The sequence below is a fragment of the Streptomyces phaeofaciens genome, from assembly GCF_014648915.1.
GTDB classification, from domain to species: Bacteria; Actinomycetota; Actinomycetes; order Streptomycetales; family Streptomycetaceae; genus Streptomyces; species Streptomyces phaeofaciens.
On sequence record NZ_BMSA01000021.1, the window covers coordinates 163816 to 182893 of the forward strand.

General features: G+C 72.0%; 22 protein-coding genes. 13 read left to right on the forward strand and 9 right to left on the reverse strand.

Annotated features, from left to right (window positions below):
* Positions 1 to 120: 120 nt before the first annotated feature.
* Positions 121 to 654, reverse strand: a complete 534-nt coding sequence (locus IE275_RS30735) for an ATP-binding protein (protein ID WP_189715117.1) — start codon at positions 652 to 654, stop codon at positions 121 to 123.
* Positions 655 to 777: 123 nt separating this feature from the next.
* On the opposite strand from IE275_RS30735, the gene IE275_RS30740 reads away from it, so the two are divergent.
* The 3 genes from IE275_RS30740 to IE275_RS30750 are packed head-to-tail and all read left to right on the forward strand — an operon-like array spanning position 778 to position 2134.
* Positions 778 to 1623 (forward strand): helix-turn-helix domain-containing protein, encoded by an 846-nt coding sequence (locus IE275_RS30740; RefSeq protein ID WP_189715119.1) that lies wholly within the window; start codon positions 778 to 780, stop codon positions 1621 to 1623.
* Positions 1620 to 1808, forward strand: a complete 189-nt coding sequence (locus tag IE275_RS30745; RefSeq protein WP_189715121.1) for a DUF397 domain-containing protein — start codon at positions 1620 to 1622, stop codon at positions 1806 to 1808. Before IE275_RS30740 ends, IE275_RS30745 begins: the two co-directional genes overlap by 4 nt.
* On the forward strand, positions 1775 to 2134 hold the full coding sequence (locus tag IE275_RS30750; protein ID WP_229870722.1) for a hypothetical protein: 360 nt from the start codon (positions 1775 to 1777) through the stop codon (positions 2132 to 2134). Before IE275_RS30745 ends, IE275_RS30750 begins: the two co-directional genes overlap by 34 nt.
* Here the strand turns inward: IE275_RS30750 and IE275_RS30755 are convergent, their stop codons facing one another.
* Entirely contained in the window at positions 2135 to 2566 is a 432-nt protein-coding gene (locus IE275_RS30755; protein ID WP_189715123.1) for an acyl-CoA thioesterase, read from the reverse strand.
* On the reverse strand, positions 2563 to 3738 hold the full coding sequence (locus IE275_RS30760; RefSeq protein ID WP_189715125.1) for a macrolide family glycosyltransferase: 1176 nt from the start codon (positions 3736 to 3738) through the stop codon (positions 2563 to 2565). The genes IE275_RS30755 and IE275_RS30760 overlap by 4 nt, the downstream gene beginning before the upstream one ends.
* A 191-nt stretch (positions 3739 to 3929) precedes the next feature.
* Here IE275_RS30760 and IE275_RS30765 point away from each other — a divergent pair, with 191 nt between their 5' ends.
* Positions 3930 to 5177: a wax ester/triacylglycerol synthase domain-containing protein gene (locus IE275_RS30765; protein WP_189715127.1), complete on the forward strand. Its 1248-nt coding sequence runs from the start codon at positions 3930 to 3932 to the stop codon at positions 5175 to 5177.
* The gene (locus IE275_RS30770; protein ID WP_189715129.1) at positions 5174 to 5551 is read left to right on the forward strand and encodes a cupin domain-containing protein; all 378 of its coding nucleotides are present in this window, start codon (positions 5174 to 5176) and stop codon (positions 5549 to 5551) included. Before IE275_RS30765 ends, IE275_RS30770 begins: the two co-directional genes overlap by 4 nt.
* A 75-nt stretch (positions 5552 to 5626) precedes the next feature.
* On the opposite strand, the gene IE275_RS30775 is transcribed toward IE275_RS30770, so the two are convergent.
* Complete coding sequence (locus tag IE275_RS30775) at positions 5627 to 6055, reverse strand: organic hydroperoxide resistance protein (protein WP_189715162.1); 429 nt, start codon at positions 6053 to 6055, stop codon at positions 5627 to 5629.
* Positions 6056 to 6154: 99 nt separating this feature from the next.
* Here IE275_RS30775 and IE275_RS30780 point away from each other — a divergent pair, with 99 nt between their 5' ends.
* The 4 genes from IE275_RS30780 (at position 6155) to IE275_RS30795 (ending at position 10323) form a co-directional block, all read left to right on the forward strand.
* Positions 6155 to 7102 carry an LLM class flavin-dependent oxidoreductase gene (locus IE275_RS30780; protein WP_189715165.1) on the forward strand — a complete coding sequence of 316 codons (948 nt, stop codon included), beginning with the start codon at positions 6155 to 6157 and terminating at the stop codon, positions 7100 to 7102.
* Positions 7099 to 7797 (forward strand): alpha/beta hydrolase, encoded by a 699-nt coding sequence (locus IE275_RS30785; protein ID WP_189715167.1) that lies wholly within the window; start codon positions 7099 to 7101, stop codon positions 7795 to 7797. Before IE275_RS30780 ends, IE275_RS30785 begins: the two co-directional genes overlap by 4 nt.
* 9 nt (positions 7798 to 7806) lie before the next feature.
* Positions 7807 to 8517 carry a winged helix-turn-helix transcriptional regulator gene (locus tag IE275_RS30790; protein WP_189715169.1) on the forward strand — a complete coding sequence of 237 codons (711 nt, stop codon included), beginning with the start codon at positions 7807 to 7809 and terminating at the stop codon, positions 8515 to 8517.
* 228 nt (positions 8518 to 8745) lie between these two features.
* Entirely contained in the window at positions 8746 to 10323 is a 1578-nt protein-coding gene (locus IE275_RS30795) for a right-handed parallel beta-helix repeat-containing protein (protein WP_189715171.1), read from the forward strand.
* Between the two features lie 81 nt (positions 10324 to 10404).
* Here the strand turns inward: IE275_RS30795 and IE275_RS30800 are convergent, their stop codons facing one another.
* Both IE275_RS30800 and IE275_RS30805 read right to left on the reverse strand, forming a co-directional pair.
* The gene (locus tag IE275_RS30800; RefSeq protein WP_189715173.1) at positions 10405 to 11187 is read right to left on the reverse strand and encodes a hypothetical protein; all 783 of its coding nucleotides are present in this window, start codon (positions 11185 to 11187) and stop codon (positions 10405 to 10407) included.
* A gap of 175 nt (positions 11188 to 11362) precedes the next feature.
* Complete coding sequence (locus tag IE275_RS30805; protein WP_189715175.1) at positions 11363 to 11839, reverse strand: tautomerase family protein; 477 nt, start codon at positions 11837 to 11839, stop codon at positions 11363 to 11365.
* A 135-nt stretch (positions 11840 to 11974) separates the two neighbouring features.
* Here IE275_RS30805 and IE275_RS30810 point away from each other — a divergent pair, with 135 nt between their 5' ends.
* From IE275_RS30810 to IE275_RS30825, 4 genes are all read left to right on the forward strand, one after another.
* Positions 11975 to 12595: a phosphoribosylanthranilate isomerase gene (locus IE275_RS30810; RefSeq protein WP_229870723.1), complete on the forward strand. Its 621-nt coding sequence runs from the start codon at positions 11975 to 11977 to the stop codon at positions 12593 to 12595.
* 152 nt (positions 12596 to 12747) lie between these two features.
* On the forward strand, positions 12748 to 13020 hold the full coding sequence (locus IE275_RS30815) for a three-helix bundle dimerization domain-containing protein (protein WP_189715177.1): 273 nt from the start codon (positions 12748 to 12750) through the stop codon (positions 13018 to 13020).
* 60 nt (positions 13021 to 13080) lie between these two features.
* Positions 13081 to 14031 (forward strand): polyphosphate kinase 2 family protein, encoded by a 951-nt coding sequence (locus IE275_RS30820; protein ID WP_189715179.1) that lies wholly within the window; start codon positions 13081 to 13083, stop codon positions 14029 to 14031.
* 3 nt (positions 14032 to 14034) lie between these two features.
* Entirely contained in the window at positions 14035 to 16737 is a 2703-nt protein-coding gene (locus tag IE275_RS30825) for a cation-translocating P-type ATPase (RefSeq protein WP_189715181.1), read from the forward strand.
* A 62-nt stretch (positions 16738 to 16799) separates the two neighbouring features.
* Here the strand turns inward: IE275_RS30825 and IE275_RS30830 are convergent, their stop codons facing one another.
* The 3 genes from IE275_RS30830 to IE275_RS30840 form a co-directional block, all read right to left on the reverse strand.
* Positions 16800 to 17156: a carboxymuconolactone decarboxylase family protein gene (locus IE275_RS30830; protein WP_189715183.1), complete on the reverse strand. Its 357-nt coding sequence runs from the start codon at positions 17154 to 17156 to the stop codon at positions 16800 to 16802.
* A 90-nt stretch (positions 17157 to 17246) separates the two neighbouring features.
* A complete protein-coding gene (locus tag IE275_RS30835; protein WP_189715185.1) occupies positions 17247 to 18104 on the reverse strand; it encodes a phosphate ABC transporter ATP-binding protein in 858 nt (285 codons plus the stop codon).
* Between the two features lie 32 nt (positions 18105 to 18136).
* Positions 18137 to 19027 (reverse strand): sortase, encoded by an 891-nt coding sequence (locus tag IE275_RS30840; RefSeq protein WP_189715187.1) that lies wholly within the window; start codon positions 19025 to 19027, stop codon positions 18137 to 18139.
* Positions 19028 to 19078: the final 51 nt, after the last annotated feature.

Sequence of the window (19078 nt, forward strand, 5' to 3'; positions counted from 1 at the left end):
ATTGGGATTCGCAGTCCCGGCGGGGGCCGTCGCATTTTCGGCCGCATGTCTGCGGTGGTGCTCGGTCGCGCTGAGCGTAAGGCAGGCAACCCCTCCCAAATCCAGTTGAGTTGGGCATATTCACTCGCCCGAGTGAGTTTGATCAGCGGGCGGGAGGGGTGGGGCTTGGTGGGGTCCTTTCACCTCGGTTCTTGCGGGAAAGAGACCGCCCGTGGCACCGGAGCACGGGTTCCCGGGTTCCGGTGCCAGACGCACTTCCGCCCACACCGTCTTGCGTGGCCGCAGCCCCTCGAACACCCCCCAGCGGTCGGCCAACGCGTCCACGAGGAGCAGGCCCCGGCCCGACGCGGCGTCCTCCGTGGGCTGCCGGAGGCTCGGCATCCGGTCACCGCGCGTGTCCGTGACCTCGATGCGGAGGGTGTCGCCGATGACGTAGAGGAGGAGGCCGAAGTCCCGTCCGGGGACGCGTCCGTGGGTGACCGCGTTGGCCGCCAGCTCGGCCACGATGTACTCCGCCGGGTCCAAAGGGAGTCCCCAGAAGCGGAGTTGTTCGGCCGCCATCAGCCGGGCGAGACGGGCTCCGCGAGGGGTGGGGGACAGACGCACGTCGAAGTTGCGGAGGGGGGAGTCGAGTTGGGGGGATTTCCGAATCACGTCACTTAGCGTGGCCGTCCGTGCTTACCGTGAACAGTGACACGGCGGTTGCGTACGGTGACTGTCCGTGCGTTGTCCGGTGGTGTCCGGGCTTGTCGGGGACGGTGGAGCGGAGGGCGCGGGATGGCACAGGTGGACGAGCCGGGTTGGGAGGTGGACCCGGACGACGAGTGGGGCGTCGCGGTCGTCGCCACGGTGGGACGGCAGGTGAAACTGCGTCGCGAGGCCGTGGGGATGCGGGCCGCCGACTTCGGCCAGAAGGTCGGTTACGGCGAGGACATGGTCTACAAGATCGAGGGCGGGAAGCGGATCCCCCGGCCCGAGTTCCTGGACAGGGCGGACGAGGTGCTGGGGGCGGGCGGGTTGCTCTCGGCGATGAAGGAGGACGTCAAGAGGGTCCAGTATCCGAAGAAGGTGCGGGAACTGGCTGAACTGGAGGCCAGGGCGGCTGAGATGGGTGTGTACGTGGGGCTGAGCATCCACGGCCTGTTGCAGACGCCGGAACACGCACGCGCCCTCTTCGAAGTGTCCCAGTCCGCCTATTCGGAAGCCGAGTTGGAGCGGCTGGTGGCCGCACGTACGGGACGTCGGTCGATCTTCGAACGGGATCCGGCGCCGATGCTCAGCTTCGTTCAGGAAGAGATGAGCCTGCGCCGAAGGGTTGGAGGCACAATGGTGTGGCGCCGACAGCTCGAACACCTGTTGGAGGTGGCGGGGTTGCGCAACGTCACCCTTCAGGTGATGCCGACGGACTCCGGGGCCCACCCCGGACTGAGCGGCAAGATCGAGGTGCTGAAGTTCGAGGACGGTACGGCGGTGGGGCGCTCCGACGGCGCGTTCAACGGGCGCCCGACCTCTGAGCCGAAGCAGCTCCGCATCCTGGAGCTTCGGTACAGCACCATCAGGGCCCAGGCTCTCTCGCCACGGGAGTCGACAGCCTTCATCGAGCAACTGCTGGGAGAGACATGAGCCAGGACTTGGTGTGGTTCAAGAGCAGCTACAGCGACGGCCCCGAGGGCGACTCCTGCGTAGTAGTAGCCGTCGCCCCCACCAGCATCCACATCCGTGACTCCAAGAACGACCCCGAAACGGGCCCCCGCTTCCAGGTCGCCTCCGCCGCGTGGGCGGAGTTCCTCGCGCACGCCGCCCGGTGAAGTACGCCGTCCACACGCTGGCGCACCTGCTGATCGGGCTCCCGGCCGCCGTCGCCCTGCTCTGCGCGCGCTGGTACGTCGCGCACGGGCACTGCGGCACGGAGGACCTCCGGCTCCCCGGGCTGGACAACTGCACGTACGACCAGATCGAGGACAGCGGGTTCGTGCTGATCGGGCTGATCCTGTTCGGCGTCGTCAGCGGGCTCCTGCTGCTCCTCTACGACTACCTCCGGCCCCGCCTCGCCGAACGCCCGCTCATGCCCCGCCTGCTGACCCTGCCCGCGGTCCTGCTGCCGTACGCCGTGTACGTGGCGAACGCCGGTTGATCACGGCGCCGCCGTGTACCGCGCCAGCACCCCCAGCTCCCCCTCGTCCAGTCGCCGCAGGCACCGTTCCGCCAGGTCGTAGGCGACGAGGGTGCTGACGCAGGTGCAGTACGTGCGGGAGCCGCGCGTGATGTGGCTGATCAGGTGGAAGGAGGCACGGCGGACCGAGGTGACCGTGGTGCGGATGGTGACCGGTTCCGGTTCGGGGACCAGGGGCTCGGTGTAGTCGAGTTCGTGGCGGGCGTAGACGATGCTGGGGCGGATCTCCTGGCCGGGGCGGCCCTGCTGGAGGTAGAGGAGGTCCATGTGGGCGTCCTGGACCATCTCCAGGAGGCGGACGTTGTTCACATGGTTGAAGGAGTCCAGGTCGCTCATGCGGACCGGGCGGCTGTAGAGGTGCGGCCGGGTCGCGGACGCCAGGGTCTGGGTCAAGGGGTCGCCTCAAGGGCTTCCTCGATCAGTTCGACCGCCGTTCTCGCTCCTCCCGCGTAGGACAGCTCCGAGCGCAGGGCGGAGACCCCGGCGCGGATCTCCGGCGCCGACGTCACCCGCCGGACCGCCGCGCGCAGCTCCTCGGGGCCGGCCTGTTCGCGGGGGAGGTGGATGCCGAGGCGCAGCTCCTCGATCTGGCGGGCGTTCACGCGCTGCTCGGCCATCTGCGGGACCGCCACCATCGGGACGCCGTGGTGGACGGCCTCCATGGTGCCGCCCATCCCCGCGTGGGTGACGAACGCCCGCGCGTGCGCGAGCACGGCGAGCTGCGGGACGTGCTCGTGCACCTCGACATGGGAGGGGAGCGGGCCGAGCTGGTCCGGGGGGACGCCGGGGCCCACGGACATCACCACATGGTGGTCGCCGTCCGCGAACGCCTCCACGCACGCGCGGTAGAAGTCCGGCCGGCGCGTGAACTGGGAGCCCAGCGAGATCAGCAGGACGCGGGAATCCGGGTACGGCGGGCGCCAGGTGCCCTGGTAGGAGCGGTCGTCCAGGGCCGGGCCGACGTAGGCGACGCGGCGGGCCGCCACCGTCTCCGGGCGGCGCTGGAAGGTGCGGGGCAGGGTGGCGACGGCGTACGGGGCGGCCTCGATCTCGTGGATGCGGGAGCTGTCCAGGCCGCGCTGTGCGAAGGCGGCGGCGAGGTCGGCGTAGCCGGGGAGCGCGGAGAGGCCGGGGGCGCCGTCGAAGAGTTCCGGGACGATGTCGTCGTAGAACAGATGGGTGGGGGAGAAGAGGACCGTGGGGATCCGCCACTGTGCGCCGAGGACGAGGCCCGCGAAGCCGTAGACGTCGTAGAGGATCAGGTCCGGGCGGTCGGCGGCGTAGGCGCGGGTGAGCGCCGGGAGGGAGCCCAGGGAGGCGTGGACGGCCAGGGCGAAGCCCTCGGCCAGGCGCTCCGGCGGTTCCGTACCGTCTCCCCGGTCCACCGGGTAGACCACCGGTTCCGCGCCCGCGGCCTTCACCTGGTGCACGAAGTCCTCGGTGATGGCGTACGTGACCCGGTGGCCCCGCCGCACCAGTTCCTCGACCACCCCCAGGGTCGGGTTGACGTGCCCGTGCATCGGCAGGTTGACGACGGCGATGTGAGCGGGTCTCGTGCCAGACACGTTGCGTATGTCCTGTCCTGTGTGGGGCGTTGGAGTGCGCGGTTCTGCACAACGACCCGCCGGACCGGTCCGTGACCCTCCCACGCCGAAAGGTCATCCCATCGGGGAGGGCTCGAACGCGGTCCGTTGACAGCGTGACCGGCGGTGGCACCGGGCCGTTGGGGTACCGGATCCCACGACAGGAGCAGCCCATGCCCGGATCGCAACTGCCCTTCATGGAGGAGGGCATGGCCCGCTGGCCGTTCGGCCCGCCCAACGCCGGGATCGCCCTGGACTTCACGGGTACTCCGCCCACCCCGGGCGAACTGCGGAATCTGGTGACCGAGCGCTGGGCGGACGTGCCCCGGCTCGCGCAGCGGCTGGTCCGCGACGGGCGGGGCGCGCGCCGGCACCGCTGGCTGCCGGTGGACGGCCACGACCCGGCGGAGCGGATCCGCCGCGAGGACGTCACCCTGCGCGAGGCGGTGCGCGCGTGGTTCCACACGCCCTTCCCGGACGGCCCGCCGCCCTGGCACCTCCATCTGCTGCGCGGTGCGGCGGAGGGCGACTTCACCCTGCTGTTCCGTATGCACCACAGCCTCCTCGACGGCCGCTCCCTGACCACGCTGCTGCGCGCCCTCCTCGACGGTGCGCCGCCCGTGGACGTCCCCGCGTCCCTGGATCCCGGCGCGCTGCGGCGGACGGCCGTCGGCGGACCGGGCATGCTCGCCGTCGGGCTGCCGGTGCCGCTGCCCGGCAAGGGCGAGCGCAGGCCGGCGTACACCGTCGTACGGCTGCCCCATGAGGAGGTGCGGGCGGCGCGCCGGGCCGGGGGCGGGCGGGCGGTGACCACCAACGAGGTGTTCCTGGCCGCCGTCTCGGGTGTCCTGCGGTCCTGTCTGCTGACCGCGGCGGACGCCGGGACGGACCCCTCCGGCCGGGTCTGGCTCTCCGTCCCCGTCGACGGACGTCCGCCCGGCCACGACGACTTCCTCGGCAACGCCTTCATGAACGTCCGTGTCCCCGCCCCCGTGACGCTGGCGGACCCGGCGGCCCGGCTCGCCGCCTGCACCGGACTGCTGACCACCGTGACCCGGCGCCGCAACCCGGCCGAGCGGCTGGTCGAGGGCGCCTTCTCGGCCCTTCCGGCCGCCGGCCAGGCCCTGGCCCGGGGGCGTCTCTTCGCCGCCGAGTACGCCCCCGCCGCCTGTTCCTACGTCCATCTGCGCGAGACCGGCCGGACGCTCGCCGGGCGCCGGCTGCGCAGCATCAGCCTCGTGCCCATGATCCCGCCGGCCGACACGGTCACCTTCGCCCTGGGCGCCTGCGCGGGCGGCCACACCCTGAGCGTCACCACCAACTCGGGCGACGAGGACGCCGAACTGCTGGCGGAGGCGTTCCTCCACGAACTGGGCTCGCTCGGGCGGGCCGGCGGCGGGTGCTACGTTCCGGGTCCATGAGCGACACGGTGTACATCGGCAACGCGGGCAAGGACGCGGCCCTGGACCGGGGTTGGCTGCTCGGCCACTTCAAGGACCCGGCCGATCCCCGGCACAGCGAGGACGTCGAGATCAAGTGGGGCGTCCATCCACGCGGTGACGAGCGCGCCGAGTGGGTGACCGGCGAGGAACGCACCGCCCTGCTGGTCCTCGTCAGCGGGCGCTTCCGGGTGGAGCTGCCCGGACGCAGCGTCGTCCTGGCCGAGCAGGGCGACTACGTGGTGTGGGGCCGGGGCGTCGACCACTCCTGGTACGCGGAGGATGAGTCCGTCGTCCTGACGGTCCGCTGGCCGTCGGTCTCCGGGTACCGCGCGGGGGCCGACACCCGCCCGTAGCACCCCCTGTCCACGCGCCCCCTCGTCGAGGGGCCCGGCCCCGCTCCCCTTCGTCGGCGGAGAGCGGGGCCGGTGTCACAGCCTGGTGCCGTTGACCACCAGGGCCACGTCGATGTTGTCGCGCGTGGCCCGGGAGTACGGGCAGACCTGGTGGGCCGTCCTGGCCAGTTCGGCCGCCTGCGCGTCGGCGATCGAGGGAAGCGAGATCCGCAGCTCGACGCCGAGCGTGAAGCGGCCGCCGTCGACCGGGATCAGCGAGACCGACGAGTCGATCTCCGCGTCGTCGGCCGTGAGGCCGCCGCGCTGCCCGATCAGGGCGAGCGTCGTACCGAAGCAGGCCGCGTACCCGATCGCGAAGAGCTGCTCGGGGTTCGAGCCCTCACCGTCCCCGCCCAACTCCTTGGGCTGCCGCAGGTCCAGATCCAGCCGTCCGTCGGACGTGCGGCCGCGGCCGTTCCTGCCGCCGTCGACGTGTGCCTGCGCCGTGTAGAGCGCCTTGGACATCCTGAACTCCTTTGCTAGCTACCGTAATTCGAACCTTCCACTTCAAAAACAAGAAGTCAAGCGCTAGGGTCGGGAGCCTCACGACGGCCGGGAGGGACGTTGGGGAAGCTGGAGGTCGGCTACCTGCTGCCGACACGCGATCAGTCCGTTCGGGGTGAGCACGACCCGGGGAAACTCGCCGTCCAGGCACGGCGTGCGGAGGAACTGGGCCTGGACTCGGTCTGGGCCGGCGACAGTCCCGTGACCCGGCCGCGCGCGGACCCCCTGCTGCTGTTGGCCGCCGTGGCCCGGGCCACCGAACGGGTCGCGCTCGGCACGGCGGTACTCCTGCCGGCGCTGCGCCACCCGATCCTGCTGGCGCACCAGCTCGCCACCCTCGACCGGCTGTCGGACGGACGGCTGATCGCGGGCATGGGCGGCGGGTTCCCCAACCCGGCCACCCGGGCCCAGTTCACGTCGATCGGCATCGGATTCGCGCGCCGCACCAGCCGCCTGGAGGAGTCGATCGACGTCATGCGACGGCTCTGGTCGGGAAGGACGGTGTCCCACCGGGGCGAGCACTTCGCCTTCGAGGACGTGCGGATCGCGCCCCCGCCGTCCCGCCCGGGAGGGCCACCCGTCTGGCTCGCCGGAAGCGGCGCACCGGCGCTGCGGCGCGTGGCCCGCCTCGCCGACGGCTGGCTCCCCTACCCGCCCGAGGCGACGACGTACGCGGAGGAACACCGGCTCGTCGAGCGGGCGGCCGCACCCCGCCCGGTCACCCCAGCCCTGTACGCGACGCTCTGCCTGGACCGGGACCCGCACACGGCGCACCGGCGCCTGCGGGCGAGCGTCGAGCGCTACTACGACGCGCCGTTCGACCTCGTCGCGCCGATCCAGGCCATGTTCGCCGGCACCGCACGCCAGGCCGCCGACTGGCTGGCCGGCTACGCCGCGGCCGGCGCCCGCCATCTCGTGATCCGCCTGGCGACCGACGACCACGAGGCGGGCCTGGAGGAATTCGCCGACCAGGTCCTGCCCCTGCTGCGCGAGGAGCGGCACCCATGACCACGTTCGTACTCGTCCCCGGGGCCTGGCACGGCCCATGGGCCTGGGACCGGCTCGTGCCGCTGCTGCACGCCTTTGGGGCGCGCACGCTCACCCCGGACCTGGCCACCGCCGGGGACCGCGGCCTCCACGACGACGCCAGGACGGTCGTCGCCGCCCTCGACACCGTCCCGGAAGAGGAGGAGCTCGTCCTGGTCGGACACAGTTACGCGGGCCTGGTCGTCCGGGAGGCGGCCGACCAGCGGCCCGACGCCGTCAACCACATCGTCCTCGTGGACGGATGGGCCGGGCCCGACGGCGCAGGCCTGTTCGGCCTGGCCCCCGCCGCCCTCGTCGACGCGGCCCGCACGGCCGCCGGGGCGTTCGGGGACGGACGACGGATCCCGGCCCCACCCCCGGCGGCGTTCGGTGTCGTGGACTCCGACGACGCGGCCTGGCTCGCCGCGCGCCTGCTCCCCCAGCCGCTGCGCACGTTCACCGAGCGCACCCGCCTGACCGGGGCCGTCGACCGGATTCCCGGAACGGCCGTCCACTGCACGCCGCAGACCTACCCGTTCGACCGGCTCGGCGAGGCCGTCGGATACCGGACGCACCCGCTGGACGGCCCGCACGACGTGATGCTCACCCGGCCCGAGCCGCTCGCCCGGCTGCTCATGGAGGCTTCATCGTTCAAGAAGGGGAAGCGCCGAGTCTAAAGTGATGAAGTGGAACAGCGAACGTACAACCAGTACTGCGCCACCGCGCGCACCCTCGACCTCGTCGGCGAGCGCTGGACGCTGCTGCTGATCCGCGAGCTGCTGACCGGGCCCAAGCGCTTCGGCGACCTTCAGACGAGCCTGCGGGGCCTCGGCACCGGGCTGCTGGCCGCCCGCCTGAAGCATCTGGAACGCGAGGGGCTGGCGCACAAGATCACGCTTCCCCCGCCCGCCCGGACCCCCGCCTACGCCCTCACCGAGGCCGGCGAGGAACTCGGACCGGCGATCCTGGAGCTGGCCCGGTGGGGACTGAAGTGGGCGATGGGCGCACCGCGCGAGACCGAGATCTTCCACCCGGGCTGGGCCGTGCTCGGCCTGCGGGCCTGCTTCGAGCCGGAGGCCGCCGCGGGACTCCGCGCGGTGTACGAGTTCCGCATCGACGACGAGATCTTCCACGCCCGGATCGACGACGGCACGGTCGAGGCGCTGCACGGACCGGCCCAGCACCCGGACGCGACCGTCACGATCGGCACGGAGGCGTTCCTCGGCCTGACCGGGCAGGGCCTCACCTGGGCCGAGGCGATCGAGACCGGTGCCGCGTCGGCGTCCGGCGACGGCGAGGCGCTGCGCAGGCTGGGAGGCCTGTTCCGGTTGCCGCCCCCGCGCGCCCGGACGGCGGACGGGGCGGGGGAGCAGGCGGCGGCTCGGGCCTCGTCCTGATCACGCCGCTGGTTCATACACGGGGACGATCGTGTAGCTGAAAGGGCGGTGACGGGCCCTGATCGGGTCGCCCGCCCGTCATTTTCCCCCGCTTGTTTATCCATGTGAACAGAAATCAAGTACGAGTCTCTTGACCCGCCCAGGCGGAGCCCCCTAGCTTCCCGGGGGAGAAAGCGCTTTCCAAGCTCTGGCAGACGCCCCGCACCGTCCTGGAGATGGAGAACCACGATGCTTCTGAGACCCGCCGTCGCGAGCGCCGGCCTGCTGGCAGGCGCCCTCGTCGCCCTGACCGGCACCACGGCCGAGGCTGCGACCGTCCGCTACGAGGCCGAGGCCTCGCCCGCGGTCTGCACCGGCACCATCGACTCCGACTGGACCGGCTACTCCGGCACCGGATTCTGCAACGGCACCAACTCCACCGGCGGATACGCCCAGTTCACCGTGAACGCGGCCACCGCCGGCACGGCCGCACTGAACGTCCGCTTCGCCAACGGCACCACGACCGCCCGTCCGGCCTCCCTCGTCGTCAACGGTACGACCGTGCAGACGCCGTCCTTCGAGGCCACCGGCGCCTGGTCGACCTGGGTCACCAAGACGCTCACCGTGTCGCTCAACGCGGGCAGCAACACCGTCCGGCTCAACCCCACCACGGCCGAGGGCCTGCCCAACGTCGACTACGCCGAGGCGACGACCACCGACGGCACCACACCCCCCGCCGGCGGAGCGATCTACGTGTCGCCCAGCGGCACCGACAGCGCGGCCGGCACCTCCTCCGCCCCGACCACCCTCACCTCGGCGATCGGCCGGGTCACCGCGGGCGGCACGATCTACCTGCGGGGCGGGACGTACAACCACACGTCGACGATCACCATCCCGCAGACGAACAACGGGACTTCCTCCGCCCGGACCACCCTGTCCGCCTACCCCGGCGAGACCCCGGTCCTCAACTTCTCGGCACAGAGCGAGAGTTCCTCCAACCGGGGACTCCAGCTCTTCGGCTCGTACTGGCGCGTCCTCGGCGTCGTCGTCGAACGCGCCGGTGACAACGGCATCTACGTCGGCGGCAGTCACAACATCATCGAGCGCACGATCACCCGCTACAACCGGGACACCGGGCTCCAGCTGGGCCGGATCGCCTCCTCCACGGCCACCGCCGACTGGCCCTCCGACAACCTGATCCTGAGCGCCGAGTCGCACGACAACGCCGACTCCGACGGCGAGGACGCGGACGGCTTCGCCGCGAAGCTCACCACCGGCACCGGGAACGTCTTCCGGTACGCGGTGTCGCACAACAACATCGACGACGGCTGGGACCTCTACACCAAGACCGACACCGGCGCGATCGGCCCGGTCACCATCGAGGACTCCCTCTCCTACGACAACGGCACCCTCTCCGACGGCACCGTGAACTCCAACGGCGACCGCAACGGCTACAAGCTCGGCGGCGACGACATCGCCGTCAACCACGTGGTGCGGCGCAGCATCGCCTTCCACAACGGCAAGCACGGGTTCACGTACAACAGCAACCCGGGCTCCATGGCCGTCTCGAACAACCTGAGCATCGACAACGCGCAGCGCAACTACTCGTGGGACGCGGGGACCTCGGTGTTCCGGACCAACACGTCCTGCCGGTTCTCCGTGAGCGGGTCGAACGACAAGACCATCGGTGACGCCGACAGCACCAACCAGTTCTGGACCGGCTCCAACGGCTCCCGGTGCGCCGCGTACTCCGGTGCCCTGGGCTGGTCGTTCGCCTCGGACGGCCGCCTGGTGGTGACCCTCGGGGGCAGCCGGGTCACGCTGTAGGAAGACCGGTTCGCCTCCCCGGCGGGGTCTTCGACTCCCGCCGGGGAGGCGACGGCGCACCGGGGCGCGACCGGTGTGATGTCACGCCGAGGAGCGCTCGGCCCGCAGCCGGGCGATCCGGTCGCGGACCCGGCGGACCCCGGTCAGGACCAGGTGGCGGACGTCCCGCTCCGGATAGCCGGCCCGGATCTGCCGCCAGGTGGAGCGCGGGCACGGCCCCTGCGGGACGTTCTTGAGGAACTTCCCGTACGGCACCTCGCGCGGCACCGGCCCCAGCTCCATCCAGTGGTCCTTGCCGGAGCGGACGTCCCAGCGGCCGTTGGGGATCCGGACGAATCCGGACCGGCCGTCCTTGTTCTGCGAGGTGATCTGGAGGACCCGGGCGTGTCCCGGACCGCGGCCGACGACCACGCAGTAGTGCCGGTCCTCCTCGTCCCGCTCCCGGAACGGCACCATCGCGAGCCAGACCTCGCCGGGCAGCGGGCGGCCGCGTTCCCAGCGGCGCAGCAGTCGCCGGAAGACGAGGGCGGTCCCGCCCGCCGTCAGGCTCTCGGCGGAGGCCAGCAGGCTCCAGTTGTCGGTGCCCGTCTTCTGCCGCAGCCACAGGGCCTCGGCGACACAGAGCACGACGAGCAGCGCCCCCCGTCCGACGGTCGCCCACCCTTGCCCCGCCCGGCGGCGGCCCGCGGACCACACGACCACCGTCGCGGTCAGCAGGGAGATCAGGGCCAGCAGCGCGCTCTCGCCGACCCCGAGTTCCTGCGGGGGTGTCTGCGCCGCCAGCAGGTCGTGCATCCAGACCGGGAGGACCAGGAACTCGCCGACGAGGACGAGGAACAGCAGCACAGCCAGACAGCCGAGCACGGACCCCCCAGAACAAAGGTGCGACGCGCGGGCGACGCCGACGCACGGGTGCCGACGCGCGGTGACGGCGTCTGCCCGGACCGTACCGACGGACGGGAACGGCTCACATCGGTAGAACTACGTAACCGCCTACGGGTTCCGGTGCGGGCCGGGCGGGCCGGCCGCGGCGCACCGCTCAGGCGCCGAGTGCGGTGCGGACGGCCTCGGCCTTCTCCTCGGTGAACACGCCGGTGCCGAGGAGGGAGAGGACGGACAGCACCCCGCCGCGCGAGCCCCAGCTGCCCTCGTCGACGACCCGGAAGGTGACCCACCAGGCAGGCGAGGGTTCCGTTCGCCCGCAGGCCCGGGCCATCGCGGCCAGCACCCGTTCGATGACCTCGGCCCGCACCTCCCGGCGCCAGTCGCCGTCCATGACCGTCACATCGATCACCATGACGTCGGGATCCTGCCCGGCGTCGGCGAGCAGCCGGCCGCCGACGGCCATCATGTCCGGCTCCCGCTCCACGAAGTGCACCTGGAATCCGGCGCGCGCCGCCGGCGCGAACTGTCCGACCTCGGGCACCAGCACCGCGTCCGTCAGCGACTCGGCCAGCTCGGCACGCCGCTCCCGGCTCAGCCGGCCCTTCGGGGCGTGGACGGTGATGACGGTCATGACTGCCTCCTATGACACTCGTTATAGAGGTGGGTGGGGGAGAGCGTACCGCCCCGCTATAACGATCGTCATAGCGGAGGTCGGTGAGCCGGCCGGTCATCCCGCTCGCCCGCCTCGATAGGGCAGGCTGGAGCCGTGAGCGACTCCAGTGATCACCTCTTCGTCAAGATCTGCGGGCTGAAGACCGAGCGGGACGTCGACACCGCCGTCGAGGCCGGTGCCGATGCCGTCGGGTTCGTCTTCTCGGCCAGCCCGCGGCGGATCGACGCCGCGACGGCCGCGCGGCTGTGCCGGCGGGTGCCGGACCATGTGCTGACGGTCGGCGTCTTCCGTGACGAACCCCTGCCCGAGGTGCGGTCCGTGGCGACCGAGGCGGGCATCCGGGCCGTCCAGCTGCACGGCTCGGAGGGCCGCGAGTACTACGACGACCTGACGGCGGGCGGCTGGACGCTGATCCGCGCGGCGGCGTACGGCGACACGATGCCGCGCTGCGGGGAGATGGGCGAGGACCTGCTGCTCCTCGACGCCCCCGTGCCGGGTTCCGGCGTCGCCTGGGACTGGGCCGGCGGGCCCGCCCCCGCCCCCGGACAGAAGTGGCTGCTGGCCGGCGGCCTCACCCCGGACAACGTACGGGCCGCGCTCGACGCCGCCCACCCCTGGGGCGTCGACGTGTCCAGCGGCGTGGAACAGAGCCGCGGCGTCAAGGACCCCGCCCTGATCACGGCGTTCCTGAAGGCGGCCCGAGGCCGGTCCTGAGGCCGTACCCGAGGCCCGCCGGCCCCCTGCCCCGGCTGCCCCGGCCGCCCGGCGGGCGATCTTGAGGGGGCGGTCGCAGAATGTGGGTGGCGGACTCGCTTCAGGGTGACGGGCCGCCGCGGGAACGCGAGCCCGGGAGAGTCGAGGAAGCCATGCGGTCGGTGACCCGGCAGGACGAACTCGACGCCCTCCAGGACCTGGTGGGCCGCCTCCGCCTGGCCTACGGCTCGGCCGACGCGGCCACCGTGGAGGCGGCGGTCCTGGACGCCTACGAGATGTTCAAGGAAGCCAGGATCCGGGCCTTCGTACCGATCCTGGTCGAACGGCGGGCCAGGGCCGCGCTCGACGCCGGGCCGCCCACGGTCCCCGAAAACCCCAAGACCCCCACCGGCCCCCGCGAGGGGTCCGTGGCCGCCCTGCCCTAGACCTCACCGGAGACGTGACCCGGGAGACGGATACCTGCTCCGGGAGAAGGGTGGCCCGCCATGGCGGACAGCAGGGCCGAACGCATCGCACGGCTCATCGCGCCCCTGCGCGTGAAGCCGGGCTCCGAGGTGGACCTGGCCAGGGACTTCGATCCCCGGTACAAGGCCCACATCAAGAAGAAGGACGGCGTCGAACTGCTCCGCAGTGGCGTGACCCTGCTCGCCGAGTACCAGCAACGGCTCGCCGCGCAGGACACGTACGGCGTCCTGCTCTGCCTCCAGGCGCTCGACGCCGGCGGCAAGGACGGCACGATCCGGCACGTCATGAGCGGAGTGAACCCCCAGGGCGTACGGGTCAGCAGCTTCAAGGTGCCCTCCAGCGAGGAACTCAGCCACGACTACCTGTGGCGCTACGCCGCCCGGCTGCCCGGCCGCGGAGACATCGCGATCTTCAACCGGTCGCACTACGAGGAGGTCCTCGTCGTCCGGGTCCACCCCGAGGTGCTCGACCGGCAGCGGCTGCCGGACAGCGTGCGGACGGCGAAGATCTGGGACCGCCGCTACCGGGACATCAACGACTGGGAGCGCTATCTGACCGGCAACGGGATCAAAGTCGTCAAAGTCTTCCTGAACCTCTCCAAGGAGGAGCAGCGCACCCGCTTCATGAAGCGGATCGACCTGCCGGAGAAGAACTGGAAGTTCTCGGCAGCCGACGTCCGGGAACGCCGGCACTGGGACGAGTACCAGGCCGCCTTCTCCGAGATGCTCTCCGCCACCAGCACCAAGTGGGCGCCCTGGTACGTCGTACCGGCGGACCGCAAATGGTTCGCGCGGATCTGCACGGCGGCCGTGCTCGCCCACACGCTGATGGACATCGACCCCCAGTACCCCACGGTCTCGGCCGACGCCAGGAAGGACCTGCTCGTCGCCAAGCGGGAGCTGGAGGCCGAGGCACCCGAGGGCTCCGCGGCCGATCCGTACGAGGCCCGGCACGAGCGGGCCGGGAGCTAGGGCATGGCCACGCCGCGGCCCGAGCGGCCGGACTGGTACGCCCGCACCCCGCAGGACGTGACGGCGGCCCTCGGGGTCGATCCGGCGGCCGGCCTGCCGGCGGCGAAGGCGGCCGAGCTGCTGGCCGCGCACGGGCCGAACGCGCTGCCCGAGGAACAGCCGCCGCCCACCTGGCGGCGCTTCCTCGACCAGTACCGCAGCTATATGCAGATCGTGCTGGTGGGCGCGGCGATCGTCTCGCTCGCCATCCAGGAGTGGAGCACGGCGATCCTGCTGGCCGCGCTGACCCTGCTGAACGCGGTCGTCGGACTGCGCCAGGAGGGCAAGGCGGAGAGCGCCATGAACGCCCTGAAGTCGATGATGAAGGCGACCGCGCGCGTGCGCAGGGACGGCACCGAGTCGGAGATCGGGGCCGAGGGGCTCGTCGCGGGCGACATCGTGCTCGTCGCGGCGGGCGACCAGGTGCCGGCGGACGGCCGGATCATCGAGGCCAACGCCCTGCAGATCGACGAGTCGGCGCTCACCGGGGAGAGCGTGCCCGCCGCGAAGGGCGCCGAGCCGCTGGCGGCCGCGACGGACACCCCGGGACCCGGCGACCAGACGAACATGGCGTTCATGAACTCCCCGGTGACGCACGGCAGTGCCGTCCTCGTCGTCACGGCCACCGGGGCGGACACCGAGCTGGGCCGGATCGCCGGGATGCTGTCCGCCACCGCCAAGGAGGAGCCGCCGCTCACCCGCCAGCTCAACACCCTCACCGTGTGGATCACGGCCGCCGCCGGACTCACCATGATCGTCATGTTCGCCATGGGCCGCAGCCGCGACCAGGCCTGGGACGCGCTGTTCGTGAGCGCCGTCTCGCTCGCCATCGCGGCCATCCCGGAGGCCCTGCCGACGGTGACCCAGGCGATCCTGTCCGTCGGCAGCCTCAATCTGGCGCAACGCAGCGCGATCGTGAAGGAGCTGCCCTCGGTCGAGACGCTGGCGTTCACCTCGGCGATCAACTCGGACAAGACCGGCACGCTGACGATGAACCAGGTGACCGTCGTCGAGGTGCTCACCCCCACCGACCGCTACACCGTCTCGGGCACCGGCTACGGCCTCGACGGCCGGATCCACCACGCCGCCGGCCGCTCGGCGGGGGTGGAGGACGCGATCCTGCCGTACGTCGTCGCCAGCGACGCGCAACTCGTCGACGGCGCCGTGGTGGGCGACCCCACCGAGGGTGCCCTGCTCGTCCTCGGCCACAAGGCCGGCCTGGACATCGACGCCACCCGGGAGGGGTTCCCGAAACTGGCCACGCTGCCGTTCGACCCGACGTACAAGCTGATGGCGACCTTCCACTCGGCCGTCGACGCGGCCGGCCGGCCCGTGGTGCGCTGCTTCGTCAAGGGAGCCGTCCCGGCGGTCACGGCCCGCGCGGCCACCGCCCTCGCGGCCGGTGAGAGCGTGCCCTGGGCGGAGGAACTGAGCCGGCGCGCACGGGAGGAGACCGAGCGCATGGGCGGCGAGGGCCGCCGGGTGATGGCCGCCGCCGTCCGCGATCTGGACCCGGACGGCTTCGACCCGGACGGCGATCTGCTCGGCCTCGTCACCGACCTGCGGATGACCAGCCTGGTCGGCATGGTCGACCCGCCGCGCGCCGAGTCCAAGGCCGCCGTGGCGAGCGCCCAGGAGGCCCACATCAGGGTCCGTATGGTGACCGGGGACGACGTCACGACGGGTGCCGCCATCGCCCGCCAGCTCGGCATCCCCGGCGAGGCCGTGCTCGGCGCCGACTTCGCCGCGCTCCCGGAGCCGGAGCAGCTGGCCCGGATCGACGACATCGGCGTCGTCGGACGGGTCGCTCCGGAGCACAAGGTGCTGCTGGCCGACCTGCTCAAGAAGAAGGGGCATGTGGTGGCCATGACCGGCGACGGCGTCAACGACGCCCCCGCCATCAAGGCCGCCGACATCGGCATCGCCATGGGCAGCGGCACGGACGTGGCGAAGAACGCCGGCCGCATGATCCTCTCCGACGACAACTTCGCGACGATCGTCTACGCCGTCGAGCAGGGCCGGAAGATCTACGACAACCTCACCAAGTACATCCGGTTCGTGCTGCTGCTGCTCGTCACCTTCGTGCTGACGTTCCTCGGCGCGACCGTCTTCAACATCGCGGCCGGAGAACCCTTCACACCGCCGCAGGTGCTGTGGATCCACTTCGTCGTCAACGCCTCGTTCGGCTTCGCGCTCGGCTTCGACCAGGAGAGCGCCGGTCTGATGCGGCGCAGGCCGCGCCCACGCGGCGAGTCGGTGCTCACCCGGCCCGTCATGGTGACGGTCGGCCTCGCCGGACTGGCGATCACGGTGATCCTGCTGGGCCTGATCGAGCTGGGCACCTCGCGCTACGACGACGAGGCGGTCGGCCAGTCGATGGCGTTCACGGCGTTCTCGCTCTGTCTGATCGTCGCCGCCTTCGAGTGCCGCAGCGAGACCGACTCGGTGCTGACCCCGGCCACCTTCGACAGCAAGCAGATGAACTGGGTGGCCCTGGCCCAGTTCGTGCTCGCCGCGCTGGTGACCCAGCTGGACGGCTTCCAGCACATCCTCGGCACCACCGAGATCGACCTGCGCCAGTTCGGCTGGGCCCTGCTGTCCGCGCTGGTCCTGCTGATCCTGTGGGAACTCGGCAAGTACCTGGCGCGGCGGGCTCGGACCGGGTGAGCGGGACGTCCGCGAAGGAACCCCGGGCCGCCTCGGCCCGGGGTTCCTTCGTACGCGTCGGATCAGGACTTGCCGCGGCTCTGCTTCTCCGCCCGCGCGATGGCCTCGGCCTCGTTCTCGGCCAGCGCGATGGCGAAGCCGAACGCCTCGGCGAGGTGGCCGGCGGCCGACATGACGCGTGCGGTGCCCACCACGGGGGCGATCGCGACGAGTACGTCCTGGAGCCGCTCGACCGTCATACCGGCCTTGATCGCGGGATCGATGTGGGCCAGGTACGAGACCGCGGGGGCGTCCATCGCCACGAGCGCGGCGAGCCGGCTGATGATCAGGGTCTCGTCGTCCAGGCCGCACCGTTCGAGCGAGTCGACGGTCATGGCGGCGAGGGTGTCGAGGACGGGTGCGTCAGAAGCAGTGGCCATGGGGGGCCGCCTTCCAGTGCTCTGGGATGTGGGCCCCTTCACGGTACGAGCCCGTCCGAACCATCGCATTCCGGACCCCGGTCGCCCTGCTCAGCCGAAGCGGCCCGCCACATAGTCCGCCGTCCGGCTGTCCTTGGGGGTGCCGAAGATGTCGCTCGTGGCGCCGGCCTCGACGATGCCTCCCGGGGTGCCCTGCTCGGCGAGGAAGAACGCGCACTGCCGGGAGACCCGGGCCGCCTGCTGCATGTTGTGGGTGACGATCACGACCGTGACCTGTCCGGCCAGTTCGTGGATGGTCTCCTCCACGCGGCGGGTCGAGGTCGGGTCGAGCGCCGAGCAGGGCTCGTCCATCAGCAGCACCCGGGGCCGTACGGCCAGTGCCCGGGCGATGCACAGGCGCTGCTGCTGGCCGCCGGAGAGCGCGCCGCCGGGCTGGCGCAGGCGGTCCTTGACCTCTTTCCACAGGCCGGCCCGGGAGAGCGACTCCTCCACCAGGACGTCCTTCTCGCGGCGGTTCACCCGTGTGCCCGTCAGCCGCAGGCCGGCCACCACGTTGTCGTAGATCGACATGGCGGGGAACGGGTTCGGCTTCTGGAAGACCATGCCGATCCTGCGCCGGGCGTCGGTGAGCCGCCAGGACGGGTCGTAGACGTCCTCGCCGTCGAAGAACACCTCGCCGCCGAACCGGGCGGCCGGGATCAGCTCGTGCATCCGGTTCAGCGTGCGCAGGAACGTCGACTTGCCGCAGCCGGACGGGCCGATGAGCGCGGTGACCGCGCCGGCGGGCATGGTCAGCGAGACCCGGCTGAGCACCTGATGGCTGCCGAACCAGGCGGAGACGGCACGCGCCTCCAGCGCGGCGGGAGCGGCGCCCGGCAGCGCCGGGGGCAGGACCACCGTGTCGGTCGGCGGGTCGGCCACGGCGGCTCTTGCGGTTGTCTCGGTCATGGCGGACACCTCACGGTCCTCGGAAAGCGCGGTCACAGCAGGTTGGGCAGAAGCTCGGTGGTACGGGTGGCGACCTGGAGGCCGAGGACCGCGACGACCGGGGCGAAGACGATCCACGTCTGGTGGCGGCCCCACCGGTGCCAGGTCCACACGGCCGCCACCGACGCCAGCAGCAGCGCCTGGAGCCACATCACCAGCGGCCACGGCACCCCCGAGGGGCGGGCCAGGGGCTCCTCGGAGTCCGGGAGCGTGCCGGAACGGATGACCGCCGCCGGCGTCCGGAAGGGCGCCGAGACCAGGTCGGCGTCGACGCGCAGGACACCGGCCGGCATGAACCGGGTGCCGGTGGCGGTGACCAGGACCATCCGCCCCTTGCCGGCGGCGAGCGGCGCGGGCGCCGGGTCACCGGCCCGCCGGACACCACTGACCTGGTACGTCGCCCTGCCCTGGCCGGTGGTGACGGTGAACCGGTCGCCCTGCGCGAGGGCGGCGAGGCTCCCGAAGGGGGCGCCGTAGGCGGCGGCGCGGCCCATCAGCACGGTGGTGCCGGCCTGGCCGGGCATCGGGGTGTCCCGGCGGTGGCCGGGCCCGTCGGTCAGCACGCCGGACTCGGTGCCCTCCAGGACCACCTGGGTCATCCCCAGCCTGGGGACGTCGATCAGCGCGACGGGTGTGCCGGGGGCGAGGAGGCGGCCGTCCAGGTCGGTCTGGGCCACCGGGGCGGTGCCCAGGGCGAGCCGGCCGCGCAGATCGTCGAACGCGGCGTGCTGCGCGGACCGTTCCTGGACGCCGCTGACCAGCAGCAGCTGGGCGGTGATGCCGAGCAGCAGGGCGGCGAGGGCGAGCAGCCCGCCGCGGGCGAGGTGGCGGACGGCGGTGACACCGCGGGCACGGGTGGGCGTGAGGGGTACGGCGACCGTCACGGCGGCCCGCCTCCTTCTCTGGCGTAGGTCGGGACCGAACGGCCGGGGAGA

Bases quoted from the DNA above. Each gene is read 5' to 3' on its own strand.
- IE275_RS30740 (WP_189715119.1), top strand. From the start codon at position 778: ATGGCACAGGTGGACGAGCCGGGTTGGGAGGTGGACCCGGACGACGAG.
- IE275_RS30745 (WP_189715121.1), top strand. From the start codon at position 1,620: ATGAGCCAGGACTTGGTGTGGTTCAAGAGCAGCTACAGCGACGGCCCC.
- IE275_RS30765 (WP_189715127.1), top strand. From the start codon at position 3,930: ATGCCCGGATCGCAACTGCCCTTCATGGAGGAGGGCATGGCCCGCTGG.
- IE275_RS30770 (WP_189715129.1), top strand. From the start codon at position 5,174: ATGAGCGACACGGTGTACATCGGCAACGCGGGCAAGGACGCGGCCCTG.
- IE275_RS30775 (WP_189715162.1), bottom strand. From the start codon at position 6,055: ATGTCCAAGGCGCTCTACACGGCGCAGGCACACGTCGACGGCGGCAGG.
- IE275_RS30785 (WP_189715167.1), top strand. From the start codon at position 7,099: ATGACCACGTTCGTACTCGTCCCCGGGGCCTGGCACGGCCCATGGGCC.
- IE275_RS30795 (WP_189715171.1), top strand. From the start codon at position 8,746: ATGCTTCTGAGACCCGCCGTCGCGAGCGCCGGCCTGCTGGCAGGCGCC.
- IE275_RS30805 (WP_189715175.1), bottom strand. From the start codon at position 11,839: ATGACCGTCATCACCGTCCACGCCCCGAAGGGCCGGCTGAGCCGGGAG.
- IE275_RS30815 (WP_189715177.1), top strand. From the start codon at position 12,748: ATGCGGTCGGTGACCCGGCAGGACGAACTCGACGCCCTCCAGGACCTG.
- IE275_RS30820 (WP_189715179.1), top strand. From the start codon at position 13,081: ATGGCGGACAGCAGGGCCGAACGCATCGCACGGCTCATCGCGCCCCTG.
- IE275_RS30825 (WP_189715181.1), top strand. From the start codon at position 14,035: ATGGCCACGCCGCGGCCCGAGCGGCCGGACTGGTACGCCCGCACCCCG.
- IE275_RS30830 (WP_189715183.1), bottom strand. From the start codon at position 17,156: ATGGCCACTGCTTCTGACGCACCCGTCCTCGACACCCTCGCCGCCATG.
- IE275_RS30835 (WP_189715185.1), bottom strand. From the start codon at position 18,104: ATGACCGAGACAACCGCAAGAGCCGCCGTGGCCGACCCGCCGACCGAC.